This is a genomic window from Amycolatopsis bartoniae (assembly GCF_014191255.1).
Classification (GTDB): Bacteria; Actinomycetota; Actinomycetes; order Mycobacteriales; family Pseudonocardiaceae; genus Amycolatopsis_E; species Amycolatopsis_E bartoniae.
This window is the reverse complement of sequence record NZ_JACHWH010000010.1, coordinates 130,374-154,560: the sequence shown is the minus strand read 5'-3', so window position 1 is coordinate 154,560 and position 24,187 is coordinate 130,374. Positions and strand designations below refer to the sequence as shown.

Sequence of the window (24,187 nt, the reverse complement as noted above, 5' to 3'; positions counted from 1 at the left end):
GGGTAACTCCGTTTTACACCGATCGAGGGAGATGGAATGAGCGAGAGGACCCGGTTCCGCTTCGTCCCGGCCACCCGTAACAGCTGCCTGCTCTTCCTGCTCGTGGGCGTGCTGCTGCTCGCCTCCGACATCTGGCAGCTGAGCACGCAGGACGCCCGCGTCCCCGTGTTCACGATCATCGCCGCCGTCGCGGCCGTCGCACTGATCGTGCTCGCCGTGGTCGGCCTGGCCGTGCCCCGCCTCCGGGGTCGCTGACGGCTACTGTCGGATCATGGAGTATCGCCAACTGGGCCGTTCCGGGCTGAAGGTCTCCGTGCTCACCATGGGCACGATGACCTTCGGCGGGCGCGGCAACTTCAGCAAGGTCGGCACCACCGGCGTCGAGGACGCGCGGCGGCAGGTGGACCGCTGCCTGGACGCCGGGGTCAACCTCGTCGACACGGCGAACGTGTACTCGGGCGGGGTGTCGGAGGAGATCGTCGGGCAGGTGCTGGCCGGGCGCTGGGACCGCACGCTGATCGCCACCAAGGCGCGGATGCCGATGGGTGACGGGCCGAACGACGCGGGGCTGTCGCGCCATCACCTCGTGCGCGAGTGCGAGGCGAGCCTGCGCCGGCTCGGCACCGACCACATCGACCTGTACCAGCTGCACGAGTGGGACGGCCTCACGCCGCTGGAGGAAACGCTTTCCGCGCTCGACGACCTCGTGCGCGCGGGCAAGGTGCGCTACGTGGGGGCGTCGAACTACTCCGGCTGGCACCTGATGAAGGCGCTCGCCACGGCCGAGAAGCACGGGTTCCCCCGGTTCGTCAGCCAGCAGGTCTACTACTCGCTGCAGGCGCGCGAGGCGGAGTACGAGCTGGTGCCGATCTCGCTGGACCAGGGGCTGGGCATCCTCGTGTGGAGCCCGCTGGCCGGTGGCCTGCTGTCGGGCAAGTACCGGCGCGGCCAGGAGGCGCCGGAGGGTTCGCGGCACCTGACCGACTGGAACGAGCCGCCGGTGCGGGACGAGGACAAGCTCTACGACACCATCGAGGAGCTGGTGTCGATCGCCGGGGCGCACGAGGTGTCCCCGGCGCAGGTCGCGCTCGCCTACCTGCTCGGCAGGCCCGGCGTGACCTCCCTCGTGGTCGGTGCCCGCACCGAGGAGCAGCTCGCGGACAACCTCGGCGCCGCCGGGCTGCGACTGTCCGAAGAGGATCGCAAGCGGCTGGACGCGGTCAGCGCCCCGCCGCTGCTGTACCCGTACTGGCACCAGGCCCGGACGGCGTCGGACCGGCTGGGCCCGGCCGACCTGTCCCTGCTGGGCCCGCACCTGTAGGACTCACGACGCGCCCGCCGCCTCCGCGGCCTCGGCTTCGCGGAACGCGGCGGGCGAGAGTGAGCGCCACACGATCACCGCGCCGATGCCGTGGATCACCGCGCCCAGGAACCACACGCCCCGCAGGCTCCAGTGCGCGGCGACGAGCCCGCCGGCCAGCGCGCCGAGCGGCGTGAGCCCCCACGCGAGCGCGCGGTGGCTCGTCAGCACGCGCCCCAGCAGGGCACGCGGGGTGAACCGCTGGCGGCTCGACTGCGAGCACACGTTCCACACCAGCACCACCGCGGTCGTGAACAGCAGCACGGCACCCACCACCACCGGCCACGGCGGCACGACCGCGATCAGCAGGCTGGTCACCGCCGCCAGGGTCTGGCTGACCCGCATCGACCACGAGTAGCCGAACCGCGCGACGATCCGGTGCACCACGAACGACGACAGGATCCAGCCCGCCGCCAGGCAGGCGAGCAGCGCGCCGTAGCCGACCGGCCCGAGGTGCAGCACCTGCGTCGCGTACAGCACGAGCATCGAGTTGTCCGCGCTCGCCGCGAACGAGCCGAGCGCGACGGTGACCGTGATCGACCGCAGCAGCGGGGTCCGCACGAGGTAACGCAGCCCTTCGCGCAGGTCGCGCAGTGGATGCGCCTGCGACGGCACGACCGGCGCCGAGGGGATTCCGCGGACGAGCAGCAGCGCGAGCGCGGCGGCCACGCACGCCACCCACGCGGGCAGTCCGGCGCCGACGGCGACGAGCCACCCCGTCACCGGCGGCACGACGAACTGCACCACACCCCGGTCGATCAACTGGAGGCGCGTGTTGGCCGCGGTGAGCCGGTCCGGCGGCACGACCTCGGGCACGAGCGCCCCGCTCGCCCCGTCGCCGAGCACCTGCGCGGAGGTGAGCACGAAGGCCACCACCATCAGCAGCGGCAGGCTCAGCAGGTGCGCCGACCCGGTGGTGCCCAGTGCCAGGGTGGCCACGACCTCGATGCCGAACGCCCACGCGAGCACGGTGGTGCGGCGCACGCGGTCGATGAGCACCCCGGCGAAGAGCGAGAACAGCAGCCACGGCGACTGCCCGGCCACGTTGACCCACGACACCTCCCGCGGGTCCGTCGTGATCGACACCGCGAGCAGCGGCAGGACCGCGAGCGTGAGCCCCTCCGCTGTCGACGCCGAGATCGCCACCGCCTGCAGGCGCCGCCAGCCGTCCTTCCCGTTCCCGATCACGAGGGGCCAGTCTGCCGCGCCGCGCCCGCGTTGTCCGCCGGTTTTCCCGCACGTGACAGAGGGCACGTTTGCGCCTCACCCGGGCCGGGAAGTCCTTGATCGTTTGGCCGCATCGCCGGCCGCGTCCCAGGAGGACGGCGCCGGCTCGTCGCGAAAGAAGCTGCCGCCCGTGACCCTCGCTTCCGATCCCCACCTCGACCTCGACTTCGCCCTCGACTGCGGGCTGCGCGCCTACGTCCGTGCCGTCAGCACCGCCGTCGGCACCGGCTGGGAGTCGTGCTCGGTCGACACCGGCACCCCGCTGAGCGCCTACATCGCGCTCGACACCCGGCTGCCCGGTCACCTCGACTGCGACGTCGCGCTGCTGTGGCACGAGGACCGCGGCTGGTCGGCTGTGCTGGAGACGCCGTCGGGCGAGGACCTCACGCTCGCACACCTCGGCGGCTCGGTGGTCGCCGAACCCCGTGCCGTGGCCCGGTTCCTGACGCGCCTGCGGGCGGGCGAGCAGCTCCCGCCGCGCACCCTCGTGCTGACGCGCACCTCCGCCGAGCTGGCCGCCGACCTCGGCCCGTACGTGACGGAGGACGTGTAGCAGCCCCACCCCCGTCCGCTTCCCGGGAGGGCATAGCGCGCCCCGGCGCCGAGGCGCTAAGTTCCGTCATGGGGGACGGCGCCCATTCCGCCGTCCACTGTGGACCTCGGCCCGGCGAGGAGTGGTGTGGCCACCAGAGCGCTGTCGCACGACGAGTGCGTCAAGCTGGTCCGCTCGCCCGAGCGCTACCGGCCCGCGCTCCTGTCGGTCGACGGGCGGGAACCGGTGACGCTGCGGTGTTTCGTGCTCGACAACGGCGACTTCCTGGTGCCCGGCGACCGGGCGCTCGTGCGCGCCGCGGCCGGCCGCACGGTCACCGTCACCGTGACCCACCGGGGCCTGCCCGCGCTCGCGGGCTGGACCGTCACCGGGCTCGGCCTGGCCCGGCCGCTGGTGGCGGCGGACCGGCCCGACCCGCTGCCGCGGATTTCGGGCGGTACGGTCGATTTCGCCGTCGGTGTCCGCGTCGTGATCGCGCGGTTGACGGGCGAGCTGACGCCGGTGCCCGAAAGGTCCGAACCACGTCAGTGAGCGCCCGGCAGGCGCAGCCGCCGCTCCACCACGGCACGCGCGACCTCGGCGAGCGGCCTGCCCCGGCGGTAGGCGTGCGCCCGCAGGCGCACCAGCGCCTCCAGCACCGGCACGCCCAGCTGGACCGAGACCATCCCGGCGGCCTGGTGGACCTCCGCCCGCCACAGCGCCGGGTACGCGTCGAGGAACTCGTCGCCCCCGGACGTCACGGGCAGGTCACCCAGGTCGTCGAGCACCAGCATCAACGCCGTGTCGGCGTACACCACGGCGTCGAGCAGCTCGTCGGTGTCGGGTTCGCCCGGCTCCCCGCGGTGCAGGTCGAGCACTCCCAGCCGTAGCGCGCCCAGCGCCAGCGGCACGCTGTACATCGCGCGCACGCCGTGCCGCGCCGCCTGCGGGGCGAAGGACGGCCAGCGGCGGACGCTGCCGTCCGCGCCGAGGTCCCCGACCACCACGGGCGCGCCGGACTCGGCCGCGTCCACGCCAGGGCCTTCGCCGAGGGTGAGCTGCAGGTCGGTGACGCCACCGGCCTCGGCCCCCGTGGCGTAGACGGGCTCCAGCTTGCCGACCCCGCCGGCCAGCACCAGTCCCGCGCCGCGCAGTGAAAGCGCTTTCACACAGGCGAGGCACGCGTGCCGCGAGGACACGTGCTCGTCCCGTTCCCGCGCGCAGCGCGCCACGGCGGCCCAGACCCGCATCGCCCGGTCGCGATCCACTTCCCGCTCATCCCTTCCGGAACGGGTCTCGCCCGGCCGCGGCGGCGCGGTCGCGGGCGGCCGCCCCCCTCGATCTCGGACCGGGCGTCCATCCTGCCGCAATTGGCGGAACGCCGATAGGGAAGAAAGCCTCTTTCGGTGCCGCGCCGCGTGGGGCACGCGGGGCGTTTCCCCTGGTCTTTCCCGCGGCGTGGTGCGAAGCTGGGCGGTATGGCTGTCGAGGTGCCCTTGTCCGGCGAGGCAGGCCCCTCGCTGCGGGGCACACTCTCCCAGCTGCGGCTGCGGGAGCTGCTCGTCGAGGTCCAGGACCGCGTCGAGCAGCTGGTCGGGGCGCGCGACCAGATGGCCGGGCTCCTTGAGGCCATGCTGGCCGTCGCCAGCGGGCTGGAGCTGGACGCGACGCTGCGCCGGATCGTGCACGCCGCGATCGAGCTGGTGGACTGCCGCTACGGCGCGCTGGGGGTCCTCAACGCCGACGGCGTCGGGCTTGCCGAGTTCGTCTACGAGGGCATCGACGAGGAGACGCGCGCCCAGATCGGCCACCTCCCCGAGGGCCACGGGCTGCTCGGCCTGCTGATCGAGCAGCCCAAGCCGATCCGGATCGCCGACCTGTCGCAGCACCCCGCGTCGTCCGGCTTCCCGGCCCGGCACCCGCCCATGCGGTCGTTCCTCGGCGTGCCGGTCCCGGTGCGAGACAAGGTGTTCGGCAACCTCTACCTCACCGAGAAGGCCGGCGGCCAGCCGTTCACCGAGGACGACGAGGTCGTCGTGCAGGCGCTCGCGGCGGCCGCCGGCATCGCGGTCGAGAACGCCCGGCTGTACGAGGAGGCGCGGCTGCGCCAGCGGTGGCAGGAGGCCACCAGCGAGATCCGCGCGGAGCTGCTCTCCCGCGCGCTGCCCGTGGACGTGCTCGACCTCATCGCGGACCGGACGCTGAAGCTGACCGGCGCCGACTACACGTTCGTCGCGCGGCCGGAGGACCCGGAGCTGCCCGCCGACGAGGTGGCCAACCTGGTGATCACCGTCAGCGTGGGCCTGGACTCCGACGGGCTGCGCGGCCGTCCGATCCCCGTCGACGGCTCCAGCTGCGGCGAGGCGTTCCGCGCCGCGGCCCCGGTCCGGACCCCGCGGCTGCGCTACGCACTGGACCGCGACCTCGACGAGGAGTTCGGGCCCGCGCTCGTGCTCCCGCTGCGCGCGTCCGCCGACACCGTCTCCGGCGTCCTCGTGGCACTGCGTCGGACAGGGGCCGAACCGTTCGCCGAGGACCAGCTGCCCCTGGCCGCGTCTTTCGCCGACCAGGCCGCGCTCGCCCTCCAGCTGGCCGATGACCAGCGCCGCCTCTACGAGCTCGAAGTGCTCGCCGACCGCGACCGCATCGCCCGCGACCTGCACGACCACGTCATCCAGCGGCTGTTCGCGCACGGCCTCGCGCTGCAGAGCACCCGCCTGCGCACCCGCTCCCCCGACATCCAGCAGCGCCTGTCGGAGGCGGTCGACGACGTGCAGAACATCGTCGCCGAGATCCGCACCGCGATCTTCGACCTGCACGGCGGGATGCACGGCACCACCCAGCTGCGGCGGCGGCTGCACGAGATCATCGCCGAGCTGACCGCGGAGTCGCCGCTGCGGTCCACGGTGCGGGTCTCCGGTCCACTCGGCGTCGTCTCGGCGCCGCTCGCCGAACACGCCGAGGCGGTGGTGCGCGAAGCCGTGAGCAACGTCGTCCGGCACGCCCGCGCGCAGACCGTCACGGTCACGATCTCCGTCGCCGACGACCTCGTCATCGACGTCACCGACGACGGCGCCGGCCTGCCCGCGACCGTCGCGCGCAGTGGTCTGCACAACCTCGCCACGCGGGCCGCGCAGGCGGGCGGGACCTTCCACGCCGGCGGTCTCGACACCGGGGGCACGAAGCTCGTGTGGAGCGCCCCGGTGTCCTGACCGGTCAGCGGACCACGGCGACCGGGCAGCCGCTGTGGTGCAGCAGGGCCTGGCTGGTCGAGCCCAGCCCCATGCCGCGCGGCACGTGCCGGCCGCGGGAGCCGACGACGATCAGCTGCGCCTCCTCCGCGCACGCCAGCAGCCCGCGCACCGGCCGGTCCCGCACGACCTCCTGGCGCACCGGCACGTCGGGGTACTTCTCCCGCCACCCGGCCATCCGCTCGGCCAGCAGCCGCCGCTCGTCGTCGGCCACCGCGCCCCAGTCGATGTCGAACGGCAGCGCCGACCAGGTCTCGGCCACCGACAGGTCCACCCACGTGTGCACGGCGACCAGCGGCACCCGCCGGTGCGCGGCCTCCTCGAAGGCGAACGCGACCGCGGTGTCGCCGGCCTCGGACCCGTCGACGCCGACGACCACCGGGCCGTCCTCGGGCGGGGGTTTGCCGGGCAGCCGCCCGCGCACGACAACGACCGGCCCGTGGGCGTGTGCGCAGACGCCGGAGGACACGGAACCGGCCAGCATGCCGCGGAACCCGCCGAGACCGCGCGAACCGAGCACGACCACCAGCGCGTACGCCGACTCCTCGACCAGCTCCGCCGCGGCAGGCCCGACGCGCAGTTCGGTGCGCAGCTTCACCTCGCCGCCGGTGTCGCGCGCCTCGGCCTTCGCCTGCCGCAGCCAGCGGTGTCCCTGCTCGACCAGTGCCTCCAGCAGGCCCGCCTCGGTGCCCGTGTCGGCGTGCGGGCCCAGCGGCGGCAGGGCGCAGGCGTGCAGCAGGTGCAACGGCGCGTGCCGCTGCCCGGCCTCGCGCGCGGCCCACCGGGTCGCGTGCAGCGCGGAGACCGAGCCGTCGACGCCCGCCAGGACCGCCCGCCGTGCCGTTGTGTCCGCCATGCCCTCACCCTCCCGCGCCGCCGGGACGCGGGATAGATGTCCTTGGTCCCCGTTCCGCGGGACCAAACACCGCACCCGCGCCGCGTGGAACCGTTCTACGGTCGGGGAGTCCGGACGACCATCGAGGGAGGGCGACTTGCTCGACCACTACGCCCCGGACGGCGACTTCGGGTTCGCGGAGCACCTGCTGGTGACGGCTCCGCCCGCCGCCACCTACGCGGTGGCGGGCCAGGTGCGCGGAGGTGACCTGCGCTCGCCCGCGCTGCGGGCGCTGACGTGGGCGCGCGGCCTGCCGGTCCGGCTGCGGCCGTATGAGGACGTCCCCGCGTTCGAGGAGATCCTGCTCGGCGCCCGCTGGGTGCTGCTGGGCGAACGCCCGGGAAGGGAGCTGGTGCTCGGCGCCGCCGGCCGGTTCTGGACCCCGACGCCAAGGTGGGACGACGTCACGCGCGACGGGTTCCGCACGTACGCCAGGCCCCGCAGCGGAACGGTCGCGCTCGCGTTCCGCGTGCTGCCGTGCGACCGGGATCAAAGCCTGCTGACCTTCGAGACGCGGCTCACCGTGCGGGACGCGGTGGCCCGCCGCTGGGCGGAGGTGTACTGGCACCGCGTCAAACCCGCGGCCCGCCTCGTCGCGCGGCAGATCCTGCACGCCGTGCACGCCGAAGCGACGAGCGGGGTAGCCCGGCGCTCCCGGTGCCGGGGCTGACCGGCTGAGCGACTGCCTCCCGAGTGGCCAGTGGGTTACTGGCGAGCGGCTGGGCGGTCACCTGCCTGAGTGGCTGCCCGGGCTGACTACGCTGGAAGGATGCCCGGCTGGCTTCAGGCCGTTCTGGTCACCGTGGCCGTGGTGGTCGCGTCGTGGGCCGTGCTGCTCCTGCTCGCCCGCACCCTGCCACCCGGTCTGCCGCGGGAGCTGGCGCGGTTCCTGCCCGACTGCGTGGTCGCCGCGCGGCGGTTGCGCCGCGATCCCCGCGTGCCCCGGCGGGCGAAGGCCGTTATCGGGTTCGCCGCGCTGTGGGTGCTCTCCCCGATCGACCTGATCCCCGAGTTCCTCCCGGTGATCGGCCCGCTCGACGACATCGTCGTGGTCGCGCTCGCCCTCCGCTACGCCGGGCGCCGCGTGCCCCGCGACGTGCTGCTCGCGGCCTGGCCCGGCGACCCGAGGCTGCTGGAACGGCTACTCGGCGCGGAGACCTAGGCCGGGCAGAGGAAATTCACCACCGCCGTACGGAACTCGTCCGGCGCTTCCAGCCACGGGACGTGACCCGCGTGAGGCAGCACCACCCGCGTCGCCGACGGCAGCGCCTCCTGCAACGAGTCCACCGCCCAGCGCGGCCGGATGTCCTGGGCGCCGTCCACGATCAGCGTCGGAACCGCGAGCCCCCGGCAAGCGGTGACCAGCTCGGTTTCCCGCCACACCTGTCGTTCTTCCGCGGTGATCGCCGCATTGCACTCGTAGTTGATCCCGAACCACGGGTCGGCCAGCTGTTCCGCGTAGCCGCGCGCCGTGGCCGGGTCGGCGAAGTCCGCGGACCACTGCAACACCGCGAGTTCCCTGTCCTCGGCCTCGCGGCGCTCCGAGCGCCCGCAACCCCGCTGGTCCCAGCGGATCACCCGCATCCGGGCGGACAGAACCGTTGCGACAGCACCGAACATGTCCCACAGACCCGGGCCGCCGTGACAGAGGATCAGCGGTTTCCCGTGACCGGTGTCGTCCGTCCACAAGCGACACCCGTCCTCCGCCCGGACCGGCTCGGTGTCGTCCACCGGCGTCACTCCAGCGGCGTGCGGTACCGGGCGATGTACCGCTGGCGCGCGGCCTCGTCCTCCTCGGCGGTGGCCTCCTTGCGGACCCGCTTGCCGGTGCCGCGGGGGTAGCCGTGCTTGGCGAGGCGGTTCTCGGCGGCTTCCTCCATGTACACGAACGAGTAGAAGTAGCCCACCAGCGCGGCCATCAGCACGAGCGCGAGCCGCAGCCCGATCGGCGCCGGGAGCAGCAGCCACACCAGCATCAGGGGCCCGACCAGAACCGTCGAGCGCGCCGCGTGCCGCAGCACCCAGGTGCGGGAGGTGGTGTCGTGCAGGACCCATTCGCGGCACCGCTCGGGCAGCCGGCCGCCGAGCGCGTACCAGAGCCACTGCACGGGGTTCGGTCGTTGTCTCACGCTGCCGATAGTAGACTAACTCTTAGCGTGCTAATCAATTGAGCGGAAGTGACGATGGCGACGATCGACCTCGGCGAGGACCCCCTGGCGCTGGACCGGCAGGTGTGCTTCGCGCTGTCGGTGGCCTCCCGCAGCGTGATCGCGATCTACCGCCCGCTGCTGAAGCCGTTCGGGCTGACGCACCCGCAGTACCTGGTGCTGCTCGCGTTGTGGGACAGGGCGCCGCGCACGGTGAAGGACCTGTGCGAGACGCTGCGCGCCGAGCCGGCCACGCTGTCCCCGCTGCTGAAGCGGCTGGAGGCGCTGGGGTACGTCACGCGCGAACGCAACCGCGCCGACGAGCGGGCGCTGGTGGTGGAGCTGACCGACGCCGGCCGGGAGTTCCGCAAGGAGGCGGAGAAGATCCCGTACCGGGTGGTCGAGGAGCTCGGCATGGACGTCGCCGAGCTGGAGCAGCTGCACACCGCACTGGCCCGCGTGATCGCGGCGACCGACCGCTCCTGACGCCCGTTACCTCCGCCCGCCGCCAGCGGCGCGGGACGCGGCCGCCACCGCGCCCCTTACCAGCGGTCGTGGACCTGTGCCCGGATCCGCCGGTCGTACAGGGACCGCACCGCGTCCAGGGTTTCGCCGGGCAGCGGGGCCAGTGCCGCCGCCGAGGCGTTCGCCCTCGCCTGTTCCGGTGAGCGGGCTCCGGGGATGACCGACGTGACGCCGGGTTGCTGGACGATCCACCGCAGCGCCGTCTGCGCGGGGGTCGCCCCCTCCGGCGCCAGCGACGCGAACTCCGCCGCCGCCTCCACACCCGTCGCGAAGTCCACCCCCGAGAACGTCTCGCCCTGGTCGAACGCCTCGCCGTGGCGGTTGAACGTGCGGTGGTCGTTCGCCGCGAAGACCGTGTCCTTCGTGTACCGCCCCGACAGCAGGCCCGACGCCAGCGGCACCCGCGCGATGATCCCGACCCCGGCATCGGCCGCCGCGGGCAACACGCGCTCCAGCGGCTTGAGCCGGAACGGGTTGAGGATGATCTGCACGCTCGCCGTGCCCGGCCGGGCGATCGCCGTCAGCGCCTCGTCGCACGTCTCGACGCTCACGCCGTACGCCGCGATCCGCTTCTCCGCCACCAGGGTGTCCAGCGCGTCGAACACCTCGTCCGACGAGTACACCGCCGTCGGCGGGCAGTGCAGCTGCACGAGGTCCAGGGTGTCGACGCCGAGGTTCGCCCGCGACCGGTCGGTCCACGCGCGGAAGTTGTCCACCGTGTAGTTCGCGGGATCCAGGCTCGCGCGGCGGCCCATCTTCGTGGCCACGAAGATGCCGGGGTTCTCCCGCAGGTACTCCCCGATCACCTGCTCGCTGCGCCCGTCGCCGTACACGTCGGCGGTGTCGAAGAACGTCACCCCGGCCTCGACCGCAGCGTCCAGCACCGCGTGCGCGTCCTCGGTGCTGACGTCTCCCCAGTCCGCGCCGAGCTGCCACGTGCCCAGCCCGATCACCGACACGCTCCGGCCGGTCCGCCCCAGTACCCGCTGCTCCATAAGGGAAAGCCTAGACGACCGCCAGAATGCCCTCCGCCGTCCAGGTCCCCGCCGCACCCGGCCGCGCCGCGAGGTACGCCGCCGCCCGCGCGCGGTCCCAGCCGTGCGCCTCGCACAGCCCGCTCGCCAGCATCCGCAGGTACGGCGCCGACGGGGCGAGCAGCTCGACGTCGGTCCACTCCCACGGCGCGGTGAACGTCAGCAGCGGATGCCCGTCCAGCTCGCCCGCGCACACCAGGGTCTCGTAGCGGCCGGGCCCCAGAGTCGCGCGGCCCGTCGCCAGCGCCGCGGTCAGGTCCAGGTCCGCCCCCGGCTCCCGGTACATCTCCTGCGCCACGACGTCGGAGAACTGCCCCGCCGTGATCAGGTACGCCCGCGCCGCCGCGGTGCCGGGCAGCGCCGGGTCGTAGAACGCCCGGCCGCCGCCCCACGTCAGGGATTCCGTGGCGAAGTAGATGCCACCGGGCAGCTCGCAGCCGAGCGAGCGGAGCGGCCATTCCGGGTTGCGGCAGCCCGGAAACGCGAGCCGGCCGCCGTCCGGCATCCCGCCGGAGAGGTAACAGCCGAACCGCGCGGCGTTCATGTTCGAGCCGTAGCTGACGTACCAGACGAGCACGGTCCCGATTCTGGAGCACACGGCCCGCCGACGCGCCGTCCGTACCATCGGATCATGAGCTTCCCCGTCTCCCCCGCCCGCGCTCCGGGCCTGCTCGGCGTGGGTGGCGTCGTCGCGATCGCCGCCGGGGCGCTGCTCGTGCTGCTGCTGCAGTTCCTGCCGCCCACCAACGAGATCAGCCCGCTGCGCCGCACGATCAGCGAGTACGGCCTGAGCACCAACAAGTGGATCTTCAACCTCGCGCTGGTGCTCGTCGCGCTCGGCTCGGCCGTGCTGTTCGCCGTGCACGCCCTGCGCCGGACGCTGCCGGCGAGCGCGCTGCTGGCCGGTGCGGTGTGGACGGTGAGCCTGCTGGTGATCGTCGCGTTTCCCAAGACGAACTGGGCGGTCGGGCCGAGTGCGGGCGGCACCGTGCACCGCGTCGCGAGCGTCGTCGGGTTCGTGTGCCTGCCCGTCGGCCTGCTGCTGGCGTCCGGCCGCGTCTTCGGTGACGACACCCCCTGGCTGTGGGTCGCGCGTGTCCTCGCGCTCACCTCGCTGGGCTGGTTCGCGTTGATCCTCACCGGCGTCGTGGTCATGCTGTCGGGTGGCGGCCCGTGGTGGACGTTCGTGCCGCTCGGACTCGTGCAGCGGCTGATGGCGCTCACCGACCTGCTCGCGGTCGCGACACTCGCCGTCCCGCTACTACGCTCACCGTGAGTGACTTGGATTACAGAGGTGTTCACCACGGTCCCGGACCGGTAGCTTTCTAAGCGCTCGCTTAGCTCTCACCGTCGAGGAGGAAGCACGTGACCGAATCCCACTCCCGCGTAGCGATCGTCACCGGCGCCGGCCGCGGTATCGGCGCCGCCGTCGCCAGGAGGCTGTCGGCCGACGGGTTCGCCGTGGGCCTGCTGGACCTGGACTCCTCGGCCGTCAAGTCCGGCGCCGAGGACCTCGCCTCGGGCGGTGGCCGCGCCGTCGGGGTCGGCCTCGACGTCAGCAACACCGAGCAGGTCGAGGCGGCCGTCGCGAAGGTCGCCGAGGAGCTCGGGCCGCCGACCGTGCTGGTGAACAACGCCGGCATCACGCGCGACAACCTGATCTTCAAGATGACCGACGAGGACTGGGACTCGGTGCTGAACGTGCACCTGCGCGGCTCGTTCCTCATGACCCGCGCCGTGCAGAAGCACATGACCGCCCAGAAGTGGGGCCGGATCGTGAACCTGTCCAGCACGTCCGCGCTCGGCAACCGCGGCCAGGTCAACTACTCGGCCGCGAAGGCGGGCATGCAGGGCTTCACCAAGACCCTCGCGATCGAGCTGGGCAAGTTCAACGTCACGGCCAACGCGATCGCCCCGGGCTTCATCGCCACGGACATGACCGCGGCCACCGCCGAGCGCCTCGGCATTCCGTTCGAGGACTTCAAGAAGGGCGCGGCGCAGCAGATTCCGGTGCAGCGCGTGGGCACGCCGGACGACATCGCGCACACGGTCTCGTTCCTGGTCAGCGAGGGCGCCGGGTTCGTCTCCGGCCAGGTCATCTACGTCGCCGGCGGACCGAAGGACTGAGGCCATGCGTGTCTTTTCCAGCCTGGACGAGTTCACCGCCGCCGTCGGCGAGCAGCTGGGCACCAGTGAGTGGCACACCGTCACCCAGGACCAGGTCAACACGTTCGCCGACGCCACGGGTGACCACCAGTGGATCCACGTCGACGTCGAGAAGGCGAACCAGGGTCCCTTCGGCGGCCCCATCGCACACGGGTTCCTCACGCTGTCCCTGCTGCCGGTCCTCGGCTCCGAGACCTACCGCGTCGACGGCCTGAAGATGGGCATCAACTACGGCCTGAACAAGGTGCGGTTCCCGCAGCCGGTGAGGGTCGGCGCGAAGGTGCGCGGCAGCGCGGAGCTCGCCGAGGTGACCGACGTGCCGGGCGGCAAGCAGGCCGTGGTCCGGTGGACGGTGGAGATCGACGGCGAGGCCAAGCCCGCGTGCGTGGCCGAGTTCGTCGTGCGCCTGCTCGCCTGAAACCCCGCGGCCCGCTGCCGCTACCGTAGGACATACCGACTGGTCGGTACTTTCAGGCAAGGAGGCCATCCGTGACCCAGCAAGACCCACCGGGCCTGGATCTCGCCCGGTTGCGCGCGCACCTCGACGAGCAGGCGCCCGGCCTGGTCGCGGGACCGCTGACCGGGCAGGTCGTGGAGGGCGGCCGGTCCAACCTGACCTACCTCGTGAGCGATGGCCGCTCCCGCTGGGTGGTCCGCCGCCCGCCGCTGGGTCACGTCCTGCCGACCGCGCACGACATGGCGCGCGAGCACCGGGTGATCAGCGCGCTGCGCGGCACGCCGGTCCCGGTGCCCGCCACCGTCACGCTGTGCCAGGACACCGGTGTCCTCGGCGCGTCGTTCTACGTCATGGCGTTCGTCGACGGCACCCCGTACCGTTCCGCGGCCGAGCTGGAGGTGCTCGGCCCGGAGCGGACGGCCGGCATCGCGAACGCGCTCGTCGACACGCTCGTCGACCTGCACGCGGTGGACCCGGAAGCCGTGGGGCTGGCCGATTTCGGGCGCCCGGAAGGGTTCCTGGAGCGGCAGCTGCGCCGGTGGAAGAAGCAGCTCGACGCCTCGCGCAGCCGGGACATCGAGGGCGTGGACCGGCTGCACGAGCGGCTGGCCCGGCACCTGCCGGCGTCGGGCGCGCCGGCCATCGTGCACGGCGACTACCGGCTGGACAACGTGCTGGTGAACGGCGAGGACCGGATCACGGCGGTGCTGGACTGGGAGATGTCCACGCTCGGCGACCCGCTCACCGACCTCGCCCTGCTGGTCGCGTACGCCGAACGCGGCAAGATCGACCTCAGCATCGTCTCCAACGTCAGCACCGCCCCCGGCTATCCCACCACCGACGAGGTGGTGGCCCGCTACGCCTCCCGGTCCGGCCGGGACATCTCCGCGCTCAACTGGTACGTCGGCTTCGCGTTCTTCAAGCTCGCGGTGATTCTGGAAGGCATCTACTACCGCTTCAGCCAGGGCCAGACCGTCGGCGCCGGTTTCGACCAGATCGGCGAGGCCGTCGGGCCGCTCGTGGCGCTCGGCAACGAAACACTGAAGGACTGACATGGACTTCGCGTTCGACGCACGGACCGAGGAGCTGCGTGTGCGGCTGCTCGATTTCATGGACTCCCACATCTACCCCGCCGAGCCGGTGTTCGAGGAGCAGCTGGCCGAGCGGGAGAACCCGTGGTCACCGCCGCCGGTGGTGGAGGAGCTGAAGGCCGAGGCCCGCCGGCGTGGGTTGTGGAACCTGTTCCTGCCCGGGGAGCACGGCGCGGGGCTGAGCAACGTGCAGTACGCGCCGCTGGCGGAGATCACCGGGCGCAGCCCGCACCTGGCGCCGATCGCGCTCAACTGCGCGGCGCCGGACACCGGGAACATGGAGGTGCTGGCGCAGTTCGGCACCGAAGCCCAGCGCAAGCAGTGGCTGCAGCCGTTGCTGGACGGGCAGATCCGCTCGGCGTTCGCGATGACCGAACCCGACGTGGCCTCCTCCGACGCGCGCAACATCGCCACCAGCATCCGCCGTGACGGCGACTCCTACGTCATCACCGGCCGCAAGTGGTACATCACCGGGGCGATGAACCCGAACTGCACGATCTTCATCGTGATGGGCAAGACCGACCCCGGCGCCGAGCCGCACCGCCAGCAGAGCCAGATCCTGGTGCCACGCGACACCCCCGGGGTGACGGTCAAGCGCGGCATGAAGGTCTTCGGCTACGACGACAGCTCCCACGGCGGGCACGCCGAGGTGATCTTCGACGAGGCCCGCGTGCCGGCGGAGAACCTGCTGGTGGAGGAGGGCGCCGGGTTCGCCATCGCGCAGGCACGGCTGGGGCCGGGCCGGATCCACCACTGCATGCGCTCGATCGGCATCGCCGAGCGCGCGATCGAACTGATGTGCCGGCGCACCCTCTCGCGCAGCACATTCGGCAAGCCGATCGCCGAGCAGGGCGTGGTGCAGGACTGGATCGCCGAATCGCGGGTGAAGATCGAGCAGTTGCGGCTGCTGGTGCTCAAGACCGCCTGGCTGATGGACACCATCGGCAACCGCGGCGCGCACACCGAAATCCAGTCGATCAAGATCGCGACCCCCAAGACCGTCGAGTGGATCCTGGACAAGGCGATCCAGGCCCACGGCGCGGGCGGGCTGTCGCAGGACTTCCCGTTGGCGGAGATGTGGGCGGGCATCCGCACGCTGCGCTTCGCCGACGGGCCCGACGAGGTGCACAAGCGCTCGCTGGCGCACCGTGAGCTGAAGAAGTACCGGGAGGCCCAGTGACGACCGCGGAAGACCTGCGAAGCAGGGTCGCGGAGTTCCTTTCCGCGCACGACCCGAAGACGAGCGACCGGCTGGAGTTCCTGCGGGCGCGCTTCGACGCCGGGCTCGCCTGGGTGCACTACCCCCAGGGCCTGGGCGGGCTCGACGCGCCGCGCGAGCTGCAGACCGTGGTGGAGACCGAGTTCGCGAAGGCCGGGGCGCCGGACAACAACCCGCGCCGCATCGGCATCGGGCTGGGCATGGCGGCGCCGACGATCCTGCGGTTCGGCACCGAGGAACAGAAGCAGCGCTACCTGCGTCCACTGTGGACCGGCGAGGAGGTGTGGTGCCAGCTGTTCTCCGAGCCGGGCGCCGGATCCGACCTCGCCGCGCTCGGCACGCGTGCCGTGCGCGACGGTGACGACTGGGTGGTCAACGGGCAGAAGGTGTGGACGTCGGTCGCGCACATCGCCCGCTTCGCCATCCTCGTCACGCGCACCGACCCGGACGTGCCGAAGCACCAGGGCATGACGTACTTCATCTGCGACATGACCGACCCGGGCGTGGACGTGCGGCCGCTACGGCAGCTCACCGGCGAGGCCGAGTTCAACGAGGTGTTCCTGTCGAACGTGCGGCTGCCCGACGCCAACCGGCTCGGCGCGGTCGGCGAGGGCTGGAAGGTCGCGCAGACCACCCTGATGAACGAGCGCGTCGCGATCGGCGGCAACGCGATGCCGCGCGAGGGCGGCCTGCTCGGCATGGTGGCCAAGACGTGGCGCGAGCACCCCGAGCTGCGCACGCCGGACCTGCACGAGCGGCTGCTGCGGCTGTGGGTGGACTCCGAAGCCGCCCGGCTCGCCGGGCAGCGGCTGCGCCAGCAGCTCGCGGTGGGCGCGCCCGGCCCGGAGGGTTCGGCGATGAAGCTCGCGTTCGCGCGGCTGCAGCAGGCCCTGACGGGGCTGGAGGTGGAGCTGGCCGGTGAGGACGGGCTGCGCTACGACGACTGGACGATGCGCCGCCCCGAGCGCGTCGACATGATCGGCCGCGAGCCCGGCTACCGCTACCTGCGGGCCAAGGGCAACTCCATCGAGGGTGGCACCTCCGAGGTGCTGCGCAACATCATCGCCGAGCGCGTGCTCGGCCTGCCTTCGGAACCCCGCGTCGACAAGGACGTCGCCTGGAAGGACCTGCCGCGGTGAGCGATCTTCTCTACTCCGAGGTCGAGGAGGACCTGCGGGCCAGCGTCCGCGACCTGTTCGGCGACCGCGCGGACGCCGCGTCCGTGCTCCGGCGGACCGAGAGCACCGAGCCCTACGACCTGAAGCTGTGGCGCACGCTGACCGCCGAGCTGGGCACCGCGGGCCTCGCGGTGCCCGAGGAGCTGGGCGGGCAGGGCGCGTCGGCCCGCGAGCTGGCCGTGGTGCTGGAGGAGCTGGGCCGCGCGGTGGTGCCGGTGCCGTTCCTGGGCAGCGCGGTGCTCGCCACGTCGGCGCTGCTCGCCTGCGACACCGGTGAGTCCACTGTGGCCGGTCTGCTGCGCGCGCTCGCGGGCGGGGAACGCACCGGGGCGCTCGCGGTGCCGCTGACCACGTGGCCGGGCGCACCGTTCCCGGAGACGGTGCAGGCGCGTGACGGTGTCCTCAGTGGACGGATCGGCCTGGTCGCGGACGCGTCCGTGGCCGACGTGCTGATCGTGCCGGCGACGGGCCCGGACGGCCCGGAACTGTATGCGGTGCAAGGCGCGCTGGCCGCCGAGACCACGTCGCTCGACCTGACGCGACGGCTCGCGGACGTCACGCTCGACGGCGTGCGCGGGCAGCTGCTGGCCGGTCCGGACCGGGCCGCGGCCGCGCTGGAGCGGGCGCTGCTGACCGGCGCCGGGCTGCTCGCGTCGGAGCAGCTCGGGGTGGCGCAGTGGTGCCTCGACGAGACGGTGGCCTACGTCAAGCAGCGTTACCAGTTCGGCAGGCCGGTCGGCTCGTTCCAGGCGCTCAAGCACCGCCTGGCCGACCTGTACCTGGAGCTGGTCACCGCCCGCGCGGCGGCGCGGCACGCCGCCGACTCGCTGGCGACCGGCGAGGACGTGCCGATCGCCGTGGCGGTGGCGCAGTCGACGTGTGCGGCGGTCGCCGTGCACGCGGCCGAGGAAGCCATCCAGCTGCACGGCGGCATCGGCATGACGTGGGAGCACCCGGCGCACCTGTACCTCAAGCGCGCCAAGAGCGACGAGCTCGCGCTCGGCACGCCGGGACGGCACCGCGCCGCGCTGGCCGCGCTGGTGGACCTGCCGGCCTGACGCCCGGGGCTCCGCCCCTGGCCTTCAGGGACGGAGCCCCGCCAGCAGCAGGTCGGCGTAGTGCTCCCCCACCTCACGCGCCGAGAGCCGCCCGCCGCTGCGGTACCACGCGCCCAGGTGGTGCACCGAGCCGAAGAAGAAGTCCACGACGATGTCGGCGGGCTTGTCGGCGCGGAACTCCCCCGCGCGCTGGCCCTCCTCGACCAGGGCGCGGAACCGCTCGTGGTAGCGGCGCCGCTCGGCCCGCACCGCGCGGCTCTTCTCCGGCGCCAGCAGGTGCACCGACTGCAGGAAGATGGTCATGTCGTCGAGGTTCTCGATCGTGCTGACCACGACGTCCTGCGCGGCCCGGCGCAGCCGCTCGGCCACCGGCGCCTCGGTGGCCGCCACCTTCTCCAGCTGCTCGGTCTGCAGCCGCAGCACGCGGCCGTAGATCTCCGACAGCAGGTCGTCCTTGGAGCCGAAGTAGTGGTACATCGCGCCCTTGGTGACCCCGGCCGCGGCGACGATCTCCTGCACGGACGTGCGGTCGTACCCCTGCTGCGCGAACAGCTTCGTCGCGGCCGCGAGCAGGCGGCGCGGCACCGAGTCCTCGGCGGCGGGGCGGACCATGGATCAAGGCTAGCGCGGCGCACCCGCCCGGCAGGCAGCCGTGGCGGGTTCCGCGCTGGTCACCGGGATCGCCGGGGTCGCCGGAATCACTGCCCGGTCGCCTCTTCCACCTTCCGCTGCAGCTTGTTCATGCCCGCCAGCCAGCGGTCGGTCTGCGTGGCGCGCGCCGCGTAGTAGTCCGCGACCTCCGGGTGCGGCAGGATCAGGAAGCGCCCGTCCGCGAAGGCGTCCATCACGGTGTCGGCCACCTGCCCGGGCTCGATCGCCGTCGCGCCCATGATGAAGTCGCCCGCGGCGCCCGTGCCGGCGAGCATGTTCGTGCGCACGCCCTGCGGGCAGATCGCCTGCACGGTGATCCCCCGGTGCCGGTAGGTGGCGCTCAGCCATTCGGCGAACGCGAGCGCGCCGTGCTTGGTCACCGCGTACGGCGCCGAGCCGAGGATGGTGAGCAGGCCCGCGGCCGACACAGTGGCGAGGAAGTGCCCGCGGCCGCGCTCCAGCCAGTCCGGCAGCAGCAGCTTCGCCGCCCGCACGTGCGCCATCACGTTCACGTCCCACGCCTTCGCCCACACGTCCTCGGGCGTGTCGGCCCCGCCGTGCGGTGCGATCCCCGCGTTGGCGCAGAACAGGTCGATCGCGCCCAGCTCGCCGCGCGCGGCGGTGATCAGCTCCTCGACCCCGGCCTCGGACGCGGCGTCGACCGCGATCGACGCGCCGCCGACCTCCTCGGCCACCTTCGCGGCCGCGTCCCCGTCCAGGTCGGCGACGACGATCCGCGCGCCCTCGGCCGCGAACCGCCGCGCCAGCGCGCCGCCGATCCCGCCGCCGCCTCCGGTGATGACGACGCCCGCACCCCGCAGCTGTGTGGTCACAGGCCACCGCCCAGCGTCACGCCGCCGTCGAGGGTCAGCGTCTGCCCGGTGATCCAGCCCGACTCCTCCGACAGCAGGAACGCCACGGCGCCGGCGATGTCCTCCGGCACGCCGAGCCGCTTGAGGGGGTAGTGCGAGGCCACCTCCTCCTCGCGGCCCTCGTACAGGGCGGTCGCGAACTGCGTCTTCACCACCGCGGGCGCCACGGCGTTCACGCGGATCTTCGGGCCCAGCTCGGCGGCCAGCTCCATGGTGAGCCGGATCAGCGCCGCCTTGCTCACGCCGTACATGCCGATGCCCAGCGAGGCCCGCAGCCCGGCGATGGAAGCCACGTTGACGACGGAGCCGCCGTGCTCGCCCATCCACGCGTCGCGCGCGAGCTTCACCCACGACAGCGGCGCGAGCACGTTCACCGCGAAGATCTTGGCCGCGGCGCCGGGGTCGACGTCGGTGATCGGCCCGAACACCGGGTTGATGCCGGTGTTGTTCACCAGCATGTCGAGCCTGCCGAAGGTCTCGACCGTCTTCGCGACGGCCTCCTGCTGGTGCGCGGCGTCGTCGGCCTTGCCGGGCACGGCGATCGCGACGTCCGGGCCGCCGAGCACGTTGACCGCCTCCGCGAGCGGCTCGGGCTTGCGGGCGGTGATGCACACCTTCGCGCCGCGCTGCACGAGTTCCTGGGCGATGGCGAGACCGATGCCCCGGCTCGCCCCCGTCACGATCGCGACGCGGTCCTTGAGAGAGTTCACTGACGGTCTCCTGTTCCACTCCGGAGCTGGGCTAAGCGCCCGCTTACACTAGGCACGGTCCGATCCTGGAAGGATGCGAGCGTGACCCTGTCCGCCGAACTGTGGCCCGACGTCCAGCCCGACGCCGCGCGCCGGCTCATGCTCGCCGCTGTCGAGTCCTTCGCCGAGCGTGGCTACCACGCCACGACGACCCGCGACATCGCCGCGGCCGCGGGCATGAGCCCCGCCGCGCTGTACGTGCACTTCCCGTCGAAGGCGGCGCTGCTGTTCGCCATCAGCAAGAGCGGGCACGAGCAGACGCTCATCCTCGTCGAAAGCGTGGCCGGGCGCGCCGACAGCCCCCGCCAGCGGATGCGCAGCATCGTCGAGGACTTCGTGGCCTGGCACGCGCGGCGGCACACCGTGGCCCGCGTCGTGCAGTACGAGCTGCAGGCGCTGCCGGAACAGCAGTACGCGGTGGTCGCGGACCTGCGCCGCCGCATCGAGCACCTGGTCCGCGACGTGATCGCCGAGGGCGTGAAGGCGGGCGAGTTCACCGTGACCGACCTGCGCACCGCGGCACGCGCCGTGCTGTCGCTGGGTGTGGACGTGGCGCGCTGGTACAGCGACCGCGCGGGCAAGACGCCGAAGGCGCTGGGCCGTGAGTACGGCGACCTCGTGCTGCGCATGCTCGGCGCCACCGTCTGACCCTCCCGGGAGCACCACCGCCACGCCGCACACCGTACCGCACATACTAAGCGGTCGGTAACCTCTGGTGGCCGCCGTTACCGTAGAGGCATGGACGCCTTCCGCATCGAGATCCCCCAGGACCGGCTCGACGACCTGCACGCCCGCCTCGACCTCACCCGCTGGCCGGACGAGCTGCCGGGCGCGGGCTGGGGCTCCGGCGTGCCGCTGGCCTACCTCCAGGAGCTCGCCCGCTACTGGCGCCACGACTACGACTGGCGCCGGCACGAGCGGCGGCTCAACGAGTTCCCGCAGTTCACGACGGAGATCGACGGGCAGCGCGTGCACTTCCTGCACGTCCGCTCGGCGAAGCCGGACGCGCGGCCGCTGGTGCTGACCCACGGCTGGCCCGGGTCGGTGGTGGAGTTCCTGCGGGTGCTCGAACCGCTGTCGGCGGACTTCCACCTCGTCGTCCCGTCGCTGCCCGGCTACGGCTTCTCCGGCCCGACCACCGAGGCGGGCTGGGACGTGCTGCGCATCGCCCGCGCCTGGGCCGAGCTGATGCGGCGCTTGGGCTACGACCGGTACGCGGCGCACGGCGGGGACTGGGGCGCCCTCGTCACCCGCGAGCTGGGACGCCTCGACGCCGGGCACGTCACCGCGGTGCACCTCACCATGCTGCCCGGCGGCGGCGTCGACGGCGAGGAGCTGACCGAGGACGAACAGCGCCGGCTGGACTCGCGCCGCCGGTACCAGCGGGAGCTGTCCGGCTACTCGGTCCTGCAGTCGCAGCGGCCGCAGACACTGGCCTACGCGCTGCACGACTCCCCCGTCGGCCAGCTCGCGTGGATCGTGGAGAAGTTCCACGACTGGACCGACTCCACGGACGCGCCCGAGGACGCCGTCGACCGCGATCAGCTGCTGACGAACGTGATGGTCTACTGGCTCACCGGCACCGCGGGCTCGTCCGCGCGGCTGTACCAGGAGTCGGCGGCGCACTGGCGGACCCCGCGCGAGCCCTCCCCCGTGCCCACCGGCGTGTCGGTGTTCCCGAAGGACCTCGCGCTGCCGCTGCGCCGCTTCGCCGAGCGCACCGAGAACGTCGTGTGGTGGACCGAGCACGACCGGGGCGGGCACTTCCCGGCGATGGAGCAGCCGGACCTGCTGGTGGCCGACCTGCGGAAGTTCCTGCTCTAGGGTGGGAGTCATGGATCTCGACCCCGCCCGGCTGCTCGCCGTCGCCCGTGAGGAAGCCGTGCTCGGCAAGGACGAGGGCGGTGTGCCGATCGGCGCCGCACTGTTCACAGTGGACGGTGAGCTGCTGGGGCGCGGGCACAACCGCCGCGTGCAGGACGACGACCCGTCGATGCACGCGGAGACCGCCGCCTTCCGCAACGCCGGGCGCCGCCCGCACTACCGCGACACAGTCATGGTCACGACGCTCTCGCCGTGCTGGTACTGCAGCGGCCTGGTGCGGCAGTTCGCGATCCCGCACGTGGTGATCGGCGAGGCGACCACCTTCTCCGGCGGTCACGAGTGGCTGGCGGAGCACGGGGTGGCGATCACGCTGCTCGACGACCCGGCCTGCGTGGCGCTGATGACGGAGTTCATCGCCGAGCGCCCCGAGCTGTGGTTCGAGGACATCGGCACCTCGGACTAGGTGTCGCTCCCGAGGTCCTCGGGCAGCTCCGGCCCGAACTCCGCGAGCCTGGCCTGGACGGTGGGCACCATGGTGTCCGGGAACTCGCGCAGGCCCGGGTGCAGGCGCGGGCTCACGGCCCACAGGAAGTCGATCATCCGGTCCGGCCGGGTCAGCCGCGCCGACGCGTCCGGATCGGCGGCGCCGAACAGGCTGTCCCAGCGCTGACGGATCTCAGGCGTGCCGACGACGTCGAGCCACCGCTGCGCGCTGAGCGCCAGGGTGGCGCCGACCAGGCCCGCGACGGCCGCGCCGTTGGCGGTGGTGAGCGGTTTGCCGGCGCGTTCGAGCTGATCGGCGAACCACATCGGGTTGAGCTTCGGGACGTCCCGGGCTCCGGGCGCCTGAATCGTCTGTTCCGCCCTGCTCCTGCCGAAGATCCCCATCGTCTTCTCACCTTCCGGTACGTGCGCCGTGCCAGCGGCGACCGGGATGTCGCCGGAAGATGATCTAGCGTTACGCCGATCTTGGTTGCGGTTCGGCTACTCAGGCGACCAGCGTCACCGAGAGCACGGCGCGGCCGGCGTCCGTCAGCTCGGCGGTGCGCCCGTCCGGGCCGGCGGCGACATAGCCGCCGTGCGCCAGGGCGTGCGCGGTCATCTGGTCGCAGCACGGCACGCCGTCGATGAACAGGTCCGGCTCGCAGCTGCGGGACAGGACAGCTCGGCCTTCCGCCACGGCTCGCAGCATCGCCAGTGCGCGATGGGACAGGTCGTCGGCCATGGGTATCGCCCCCTCGGACAAAAACTCTTGTTGCTCTAAGTTATCGCGCGCTGCTCCATCAGTGTTAGCGCGCCACGCCCGTTGTTTCGCGTTCATTCGGACGCTCTTCAGCGCTACCCGGTTCCGGCAGGGCCGAACCCAGCACGCGTGCCCACTGTCGGATGATCTTGGCGCGGCGGCGGGTGTCGTCGGAGAGCAGGTTCGCGAGCCCCAGGCCGCGGGCGAGGTCGAGGGTGGCCTGGACCATCTCGCGGACGCCGCCCTGCGTCTCCGCCACGCCGAGCAGTTCCACCGCGACGCGGTGCGCCTCGCGGCCGACGCGGGCCTCCAGCGGCACCAGGACCGCCCGCAGCCCCTCGTCGGTGGACGCGGCGATCCACAGGTGCAGCGCGGCGCGGAACATGGGCCCGGTGTAGAGGTTGAGGAGCATGTCGACGACGGTCTCGATGCGTGACTCGCCCGCCGGCAGCTCCTCCGCCTGTTCCCGCAACTGGGTGACCTGCACCTCACCGAGGTACTCCACGGCCGCGGTCACCAGGTCCTCGCGGGTGCGGAAGTGGTGCTGGGCGGCCCCCCGGGACACCCCCGCGCGCTGCGCGATGACCGCGACGGTGGTCCCGCTCCAGCCCAGCTCGCCGAGGCACTCGACGGCGGCGTCGATCAGCCGCCGCCGCGTCGTGCGGCTGCGCTCCTGCCGGGGCTCGCGCGCGGGGGTGCTCAGTGGTG

General features: G+C 72.7%; 31 protein-coding genes. 18 read left to right on the top strand and 13 right to left on the bottom strand.

What is annotated here, in order from left to right; genetic code table 11:
- Positions 1-36 precede the first annotated feature (36 nt).
- Together FHX82_RS31540 and FHX82_RS31535 are read left to right on the top strand one after the other, a co-directional pair.
- Positions 37-255 carry a hypothetical protein gene (locus FHX82_RS31540; RefSeq protein ID WP_145934539.1) on the top strand — a complete coding sequence of 73 codons (219 nt, stop codon included), beginning with the start codon at positions 37-39 and terminating at the stop codon, positions 253-255.
- A 16-nt stretch (positions 256-271) separates the two neighbouring features.
- Positions 272-1,321: an aldo/keto reductase gene (locus tag FHX82_RS31535; protein WP_145934538.1), complete on the top strand. Its 1,050-nt coding sequence runs from the start codon at positions 272-274 to the stop codon at positions 1,319-1,321.
- A 3-nt stretch (positions 1,322-1,324) separates the two neighbouring features.
- Here the strand turns inward: FHX82_RS31535 and FHX82_RS31530 are convergent, their stop codons facing one another.
- Complete coding sequence (locus tag FHX82_RS31530; RefSeq protein WP_229880292.1) at positions 1,325-2,548, bottom strand: MFS transporter; 1,224 nt, start codon at positions 2,546-2,548, stop codon at positions 1,325-1,327.
- 169 nt (positions 2,549-2,717) lie between these two features.
- Between FHX82_RS31530 and FHX82_RS31525 the strand changes: the two genes are divergently transcribed.
- Together FHX82_RS31525 and FHX82_RS31520 are read left to right on the top strand one after the other, a co-directional pair.
- Positions 2,718-3,140 carry a DUF6292 family protein gene (locus FHX82_RS31525; RefSeq protein ID WP_145934537.1) on the top strand — a complete coding sequence of 141 codons (423 nt, stop codon included), beginning with the start codon at positions 2,718-2,720 and terminating at the stop codon, positions 3,138-3,140.
- A 126-nt stretch (positions 3,141-3,266) separates the two neighbouring features.
- Positions 3,267-3,671 carry a hypothetical protein gene (locus FHX82_RS31520; RefSeq protein WP_145934536.1) on the top strand — a complete coding sequence of 135 codons (405 nt, stop codon included), beginning with the start codon at positions 3,267-3,269 and terminating at the stop codon, positions 3,669-3,671.
- On the opposite strand, the gene FHX82_RS31515 is transcribed toward FHX82_RS31520, so the two are convergent.
- The gene (locus tag FHX82_RS31515; protein ID WP_145934535.1) at positions 3,665-4,387 is read right to left on the bottom strand and encodes a GAF and ANTAR domain-containing protein; all 723 of its coding nucleotides are present in this window, start codon (positions 4,385-4,387) and stop codon (positions 3,665-3,667) included. The genes FHX82_RS31520 and FHX82_RS31515 overlap by 7 nt on opposite strands.
- 210 nt (positions 4,388-4,597) lie before the next feature.
- Between FHX82_RS31515 and FHX82_RS31510 the strand changes: the two genes are divergently transcribed.
- Positions 4,598-6,331: a sensor histidine kinase gene (locus tag FHX82_RS31510; protein WP_183176941.1), complete on the top strand. Its 1,734-nt coding sequence runs from the start codon at positions 4,598-4,600 to the stop codon at positions 6,329-6,331.
- Between the two features lie 4 nt (positions 6,332-6,335).
- On the opposite strand, the gene FHX82_RS31505 is transcribed toward FHX82_RS31510, so the two are convergent.
- Positions 6,336-7,226, bottom strand: coding sequence for a universal stress protein (locus FHX82_RS31505; protein ID WP_145934534.1), 891 nt, complete (start codon positions 7,224-7,226; stop codon positions 6,336-6,338).
- 136 nt (positions 7,227-7,362) lie between these two features.
- Here FHX82_RS31505 and FHX82_RS31500 point away from each other — a divergent pair, with 136 nt between their 5' ends.
- Together FHX82_RS31500 and FHX82_RS31495 are read left to right on the top strand one after the other, a co-directional pair.
- The gene (locus FHX82_RS31500) at positions 7,363-7,935 is read left to right on the top strand and encodes a hypothetical protein (protein ID WP_145934533.1); all 573 of its coding nucleotides are present in this window, start codon (positions 7,363-7,365) and stop codon (positions 7,933-7,935) included.
- A gap of 99 nt (positions 7,936-8,034) precedes the next feature.
- Positions 8,035-8,427 carry a YkvA family protein gene (locus FHX82_RS31495; RefSeq protein WP_145934532.1) on the top strand — a complete coding sequence of 131 codons (393 nt, stop codon included), beginning with the start codon at positions 8,035-8,037 and terminating at the stop codon, positions 8,425-8,427.
- On the opposite strand, the gene FHX82_RS31490 is transcribed toward FHX82_RS31495, so the two are convergent.
- Entirely contained in the window at positions 8,424-8,996 is a 573-nt protein-coding gene (locus FHX82_RS31490) for an alpha/beta fold hydrolase (RefSeq protein ID WP_145934531.1), read from the bottom strand. The two genes, FHX82_RS31495 and FHX82_RS31490, sit on opposite strands and share 4 nt — an antisense overlap.
- Positions 8,997-9,001: 5 nt before the next feature.
- Entirely contained in the window at positions 9,002-9,394 is a 393-nt protein-coding gene (locus FHX82_RS31485) for a DUF5313 family protein (protein WP_373308549.1), read from the bottom strand.
- Positions 9,395-9,448: 54 nt separating this feature from the next.
- Here FHX82_RS31485 and FHX82_RS31480 point away from each other — a divergent pair, with 54 nt between their 5' ends.
- Positions 9,449-9,898, top strand: a complete 450-nt coding sequence (locus FHX82_RS31480; protein WP_145934529.1) for a MarR family winged helix-turn-helix transcriptional regulator — start codon at positions 9,449-9,451, stop codon at positions 9,896-9,898.
- A 56-nt stretch (positions 9,899-9,954) separates the two neighbouring features.
- Here the strand turns inward: FHX82_RS31480 and FHX82_RS31475 are convergent, their stop codons facing one another.
- Both FHX82_RS31475 and FHX82_RS31470 read right to left on the bottom strand, forming a co-directional pair.
- Positions 9,955-10,932 (bottom strand): aldo/keto reductase, encoded by a 978-nt coding sequence (locus FHX82_RS31475; protein ID WP_145934528.1) that lies wholly within the window; start codon positions 10,930-10,932, stop codon positions 9,955-9,957.
- A 10-nt stretch (positions 10,933-10,942) separates the two neighbouring features.
- The gene (locus FHX82_RS31470) at positions 10,943-11,548 is read right to left on the bottom strand and encodes a histone deacetylase (RefSeq protein WP_229880294.1); all 606 of its coding nucleotides are present in this window, start codon (positions 11,546-11,548) and stop codon (positions 10,943-10,945) included.
- A 54-nt stretch (positions 11,549-11,602) separates the two neighbouring features.
- On the opposite strand from FHX82_RS31470, the gene FHX82_RS31465 reads away from it, so the two are divergent.
- The 7 genes from FHX82_RS31465 (at position 11,603) to FHX82_RS31435 (ending at position 18,140) form a co-directional block, all read left to right on the top strand.
- Positions 11,603-12,247 (top strand): DUF998 domain-containing protein, encoded by a 645-nt coding sequence (locus FHX82_RS31465; RefSeq protein ID WP_145934526.1) that lies wholly within the window; start codon positions 11,603-11,605, stop codon positions 12,245-12,247.
- A gap of 89 nt (positions 12,248-12,336) precedes the next feature.
- Complete coding sequence (locus FHX82_RS31460) at positions 12,337-13,098, top strand: beta-ketoacyl-ACP reductase (RefSeq protein ID WP_145934525.1); 762 nt, start codon at positions 12,337-12,339, stop codon at positions 13,096-13,098.
- Positions 13,099-13,102: 4 nt separating this feature from the next.
- On the top strand, positions 13,103-13,555 hold the full coding sequence (locus FHX82_RS31455) for a MaoC family dehydratase (RefSeq protein ID WP_145934524.1): 453 nt from the start codon (positions 13,103-13,105) through the stop codon (positions 13,553-13,555).
- Positions 13,556-13,626: 71 nt separating this feature from the next.
- Positions 13,627-14,646, top strand: coding sequence for a phosphotransferase family protein (locus FHX82_RS31450; protein ID WP_145934523.1), 1,020 nt, complete (start codon positions 13,627-13,629; stop codon positions 14,644-14,646).
- Position 14,647: 1 nt separating this feature from the next.
- Entirely contained in the window at positions 14,648-15,865 is a 1,218-nt protein-coding gene (locus FHX82_RS31445; protein ID WP_145934522.1) for an acyl-CoA dehydrogenase family protein, read from the top strand.
- Positions 15,862-17,043, top strand: a complete 1,182-nt coding sequence (locus tag FHX82_RS31440) for an acyl-CoA dehydrogenase family protein (RefSeq protein ID WP_145934521.1) — start codon at positions 15,862-15,864, stop codon at positions 17,041-17,043. The genes FHX82_RS31445 and FHX82_RS31440 overlap by 4 nt, the downstream gene beginning before the upstream one ends.
- The gene (locus tag FHX82_RS31435; RefSeq protein ID WP_145934520.1) at positions 17,040-18,140 is read left to right on the top strand and encodes an acyl-CoA dehydrogenase family protein; all 1,101 of its coding nucleotides are present in this window, start codon (positions 17,040-17,042) and stop codon (positions 18,138-18,140) included. The genes FHX82_RS31440 and FHX82_RS31435 overlap by 4 nt, the downstream gene beginning before the upstream one ends.
- 24 nt (positions 18,141-18,164) lie before the next feature.
- Here FHX82_RS31435 and FHX82_RS31430 read toward each other — a convergent pair whose 3' ends face one another.
- The 3 genes from FHX82_RS31430 to FHX82_RS31420 all read right to left on the bottom strand — a co-directional run bounded on the left by FHX82_RS31430 (position 18,165) and on the right by FHX82_RS31420 (position 20,373).
- Positions 18,165-18,752 (bottom strand): TetR/AcrR family transcriptional regulator, encoded by a 588-nt coding sequence (locus tag FHX82_RS31430; RefSeq protein ID WP_145934519.1) that lies wholly within the window; start codon positions 18,750-18,752, stop codon positions 18,165-18,167.
- Positions 18,753-18,838: 86 nt separating this feature from the next.
- Positions 18,839-19,624, bottom strand: a complete 786-nt coding sequence (locus tag FHX82_RS31425) for an SDR family oxidoreductase (RefSeq protein ID WP_145934518.1) — start codon at positions 19,622-19,624, stop codon at positions 18,839-18,841.
- A complete protein-coding gene (locus FHX82_RS31420; protein WP_145934517.1) occupies positions 19,621-20,373 on the bottom strand; it encodes an SDR family oxidoreductase in 753 nt (250 codons plus the stop codon). Before FHX82_RS31420 ends, FHX82_RS31425 begins: the two co-directional genes overlap by 4 nt.
- Positions 20,374-20,511: 138 nt before the next feature.
- Between FHX82_RS31420 and FHX82_RS31415 the strand changes: the two genes are divergently transcribed.
- The 3 genes from FHX82_RS31415 (at position 20,512) to FHX82_RS31405 (ending at position 22,699) form a co-directional block, all read left to right on the top strand.
- Entirely contained in the window at positions 20,512-21,060 is a 549-nt protein-coding gene (locus FHX82_RS31415; protein WP_145934573.1) for a TetR/AcrR family transcriptional regulator, read from the top strand.
- A gap of 90 nt (positions 21,061-21,150) precedes the next feature.
- Complete coding sequence (locus FHX82_RS31410; RefSeq protein WP_145934516.1) at positions 21,151-22,236, top strand: epoxide hydrolase family protein; 1,086 nt, start codon at positions 21,151-21,153, stop codon at positions 22,234-22,236.
- A gap of 10 nt (positions 22,237-22,246) precedes the next feature.
- On the top strand, positions 22,247-22,699 hold the full coding sequence (locus FHX82_RS31405; RefSeq protein ID WP_145934515.1) for a nucleoside deaminase: 453 nt from the start codon (positions 22,247-22,249) through the stop codon (positions 22,697-22,699).
- On the opposite strand, the gene FHX82_RS31400 is transcribed toward FHX82_RS31405, so the two are convergent.
- The 3 genes from FHX82_RS31400 to FHX82_RS31390 form a co-directional block, all read right to left on the bottom strand.
- Positions 22,696-23,124 (bottom strand): hypothetical protein, encoded by a 429-nt coding sequence (locus FHX82_RS31400; protein WP_145934514.1) that lies wholly within the window; start codon positions 23,122-23,124, stop codon positions 22,696-22,698. The genes FHX82_RS31405 and FHX82_RS31400 overlap by 4 nt on opposite strands.
- 100 nt (positions 23,125-23,224) lie before the next feature.
- Positions 23,225-23,461 carry a hypothetical protein gene (locus tag FHX82_RS31395; RefSeq protein WP_183176940.1) on the bottom strand — a complete coding sequence of 79 codons (237 nt, stop codon included), beginning with the start codon at positions 23,459-23,461 and terminating at the stop codon, positions 23,225-23,227.
- A gap of 64 nt (positions 23,462-23,525) precedes the next feature.
- Positions 23,526-24,182 (bottom strand): TetR/AcrR family transcriptional regulator, encoded by a 657-nt coding sequence (locus FHX82_RS31390; protein WP_145934513.1) that lies wholly within the window; start codon positions 24,180-24,182, stop codon positions 23,526-23,528.
- Positions 24,183-24,187: the final 5 nt, after the last annotated feature.

Coding starts and splice junctions, on each gene's coding strand:
- FHX82_RS31540 (WP_145934539.1), top strand. CDS start 37: ATGAGCGAGAGGACCCGGTTCCGCTTCGTCCCGGCCACCCGTAACAGC.
- FHX82_RS31535 (WP_145934538.1), top strand. CDS start 272: ATGGAGTATCGCCAACTGGGCCGTTCCGGGCTGAAGGTCTCCGTGCTC.
- FHX82_RS31510 (WP_183176941.1), top strand. CDS start 4,598: ATGGCTGTCGAGGTGCCCTTGTCCGGCGAGGCAGGCCCCTCGCTGCGG.
- FHX82_RS31505 (WP_145934534.1), bottom strand. CDS start 7,226: ATGGCGGACACAACGGCACGGCGGGCGGTCCTGGCGGGCGTCGACGGC.
- FHX82_RS31495 (WP_145934532.1), top strand. CDS start 8,035: ATGCCCGGCTGGCTTCAGGCCGTTCTGGTCACCGTGGCCGTGGTGGTC.
- FHX82_RS31480 (WP_145934529.1), top strand. CDS start 9,449: ATGGCGACGATCGACCTCGGCGAGGACCCCCTGGCGCTGGACCGGCAG.
- FHX82_RS31475 (WP_145934528.1), bottom strand. CDS start 10,932: ATGGAGCAGCGGGTACTGGGGCGGACCGGCCGGAGCGTGTCGGTGATC.
- FHX82_RS31465 (WP_145934526.1), top strand. CDS start 11,603: ATGAGCTTCCCCGTCTCCCCCGCCCGCGCTCCGGGCCTGCTCGGCGTG.
- FHX82_RS31455 (WP_145934524.1), top strand. CDS start 13,103: ATGCGTGTCTTTTCCAGCCTGGACGAGTTCACCGCCGCCGTCGGCGAG.
- FHX82_RS31445 (WP_145934522.1), top strand. CDS start 14,648: ATGGACTTCGCGTTCGACGCACGGACCGAGGAGCTGCGTGTGCGGCTG.
- FHX82_RS31430 (WP_145934519.1), bottom strand. CDS start 18,752: ATGGTCCGCCCCGCCGCCGAGGACTCGGTGCCGCGCCGCCTGCTCGCG.
- FHX82_RS31415 (WP_145934573.1), top strand. CDS start 20,512: ATGCTCGCCGCTGTCGAGTCCTTCGCCGAGCGTGGCTACCACGCCACG.
- FHX82_RS31410 (WP_145934516.1), top strand. CDS start 21,151: ATGGACGCCTTCCGCATCGAGATCCCCCAGGACCGGCTCGACGACCTG.
- FHX82_RS31405 (WP_145934515.1), top strand. CDS start 22,247: ATGGATCTCGACCCCGCCCGGCTGCTCGCCGTCGCCCGTGAGGAAGCC.
- FHX82_RS31400 (WP_145934514.1), bottom strand. CDS start 23,124: ATGGGGATCTTCGGCAGGAGCAGGGCGGAACAGACGATTCAGGCGCCC.
- FHX82_RS31395 (WP_183176940.1), bottom strand. CDS start 23,461: ATGGCCGACGACCTGTCCCATCGCGCACTGGCGATGCTGCGAGCCGTG.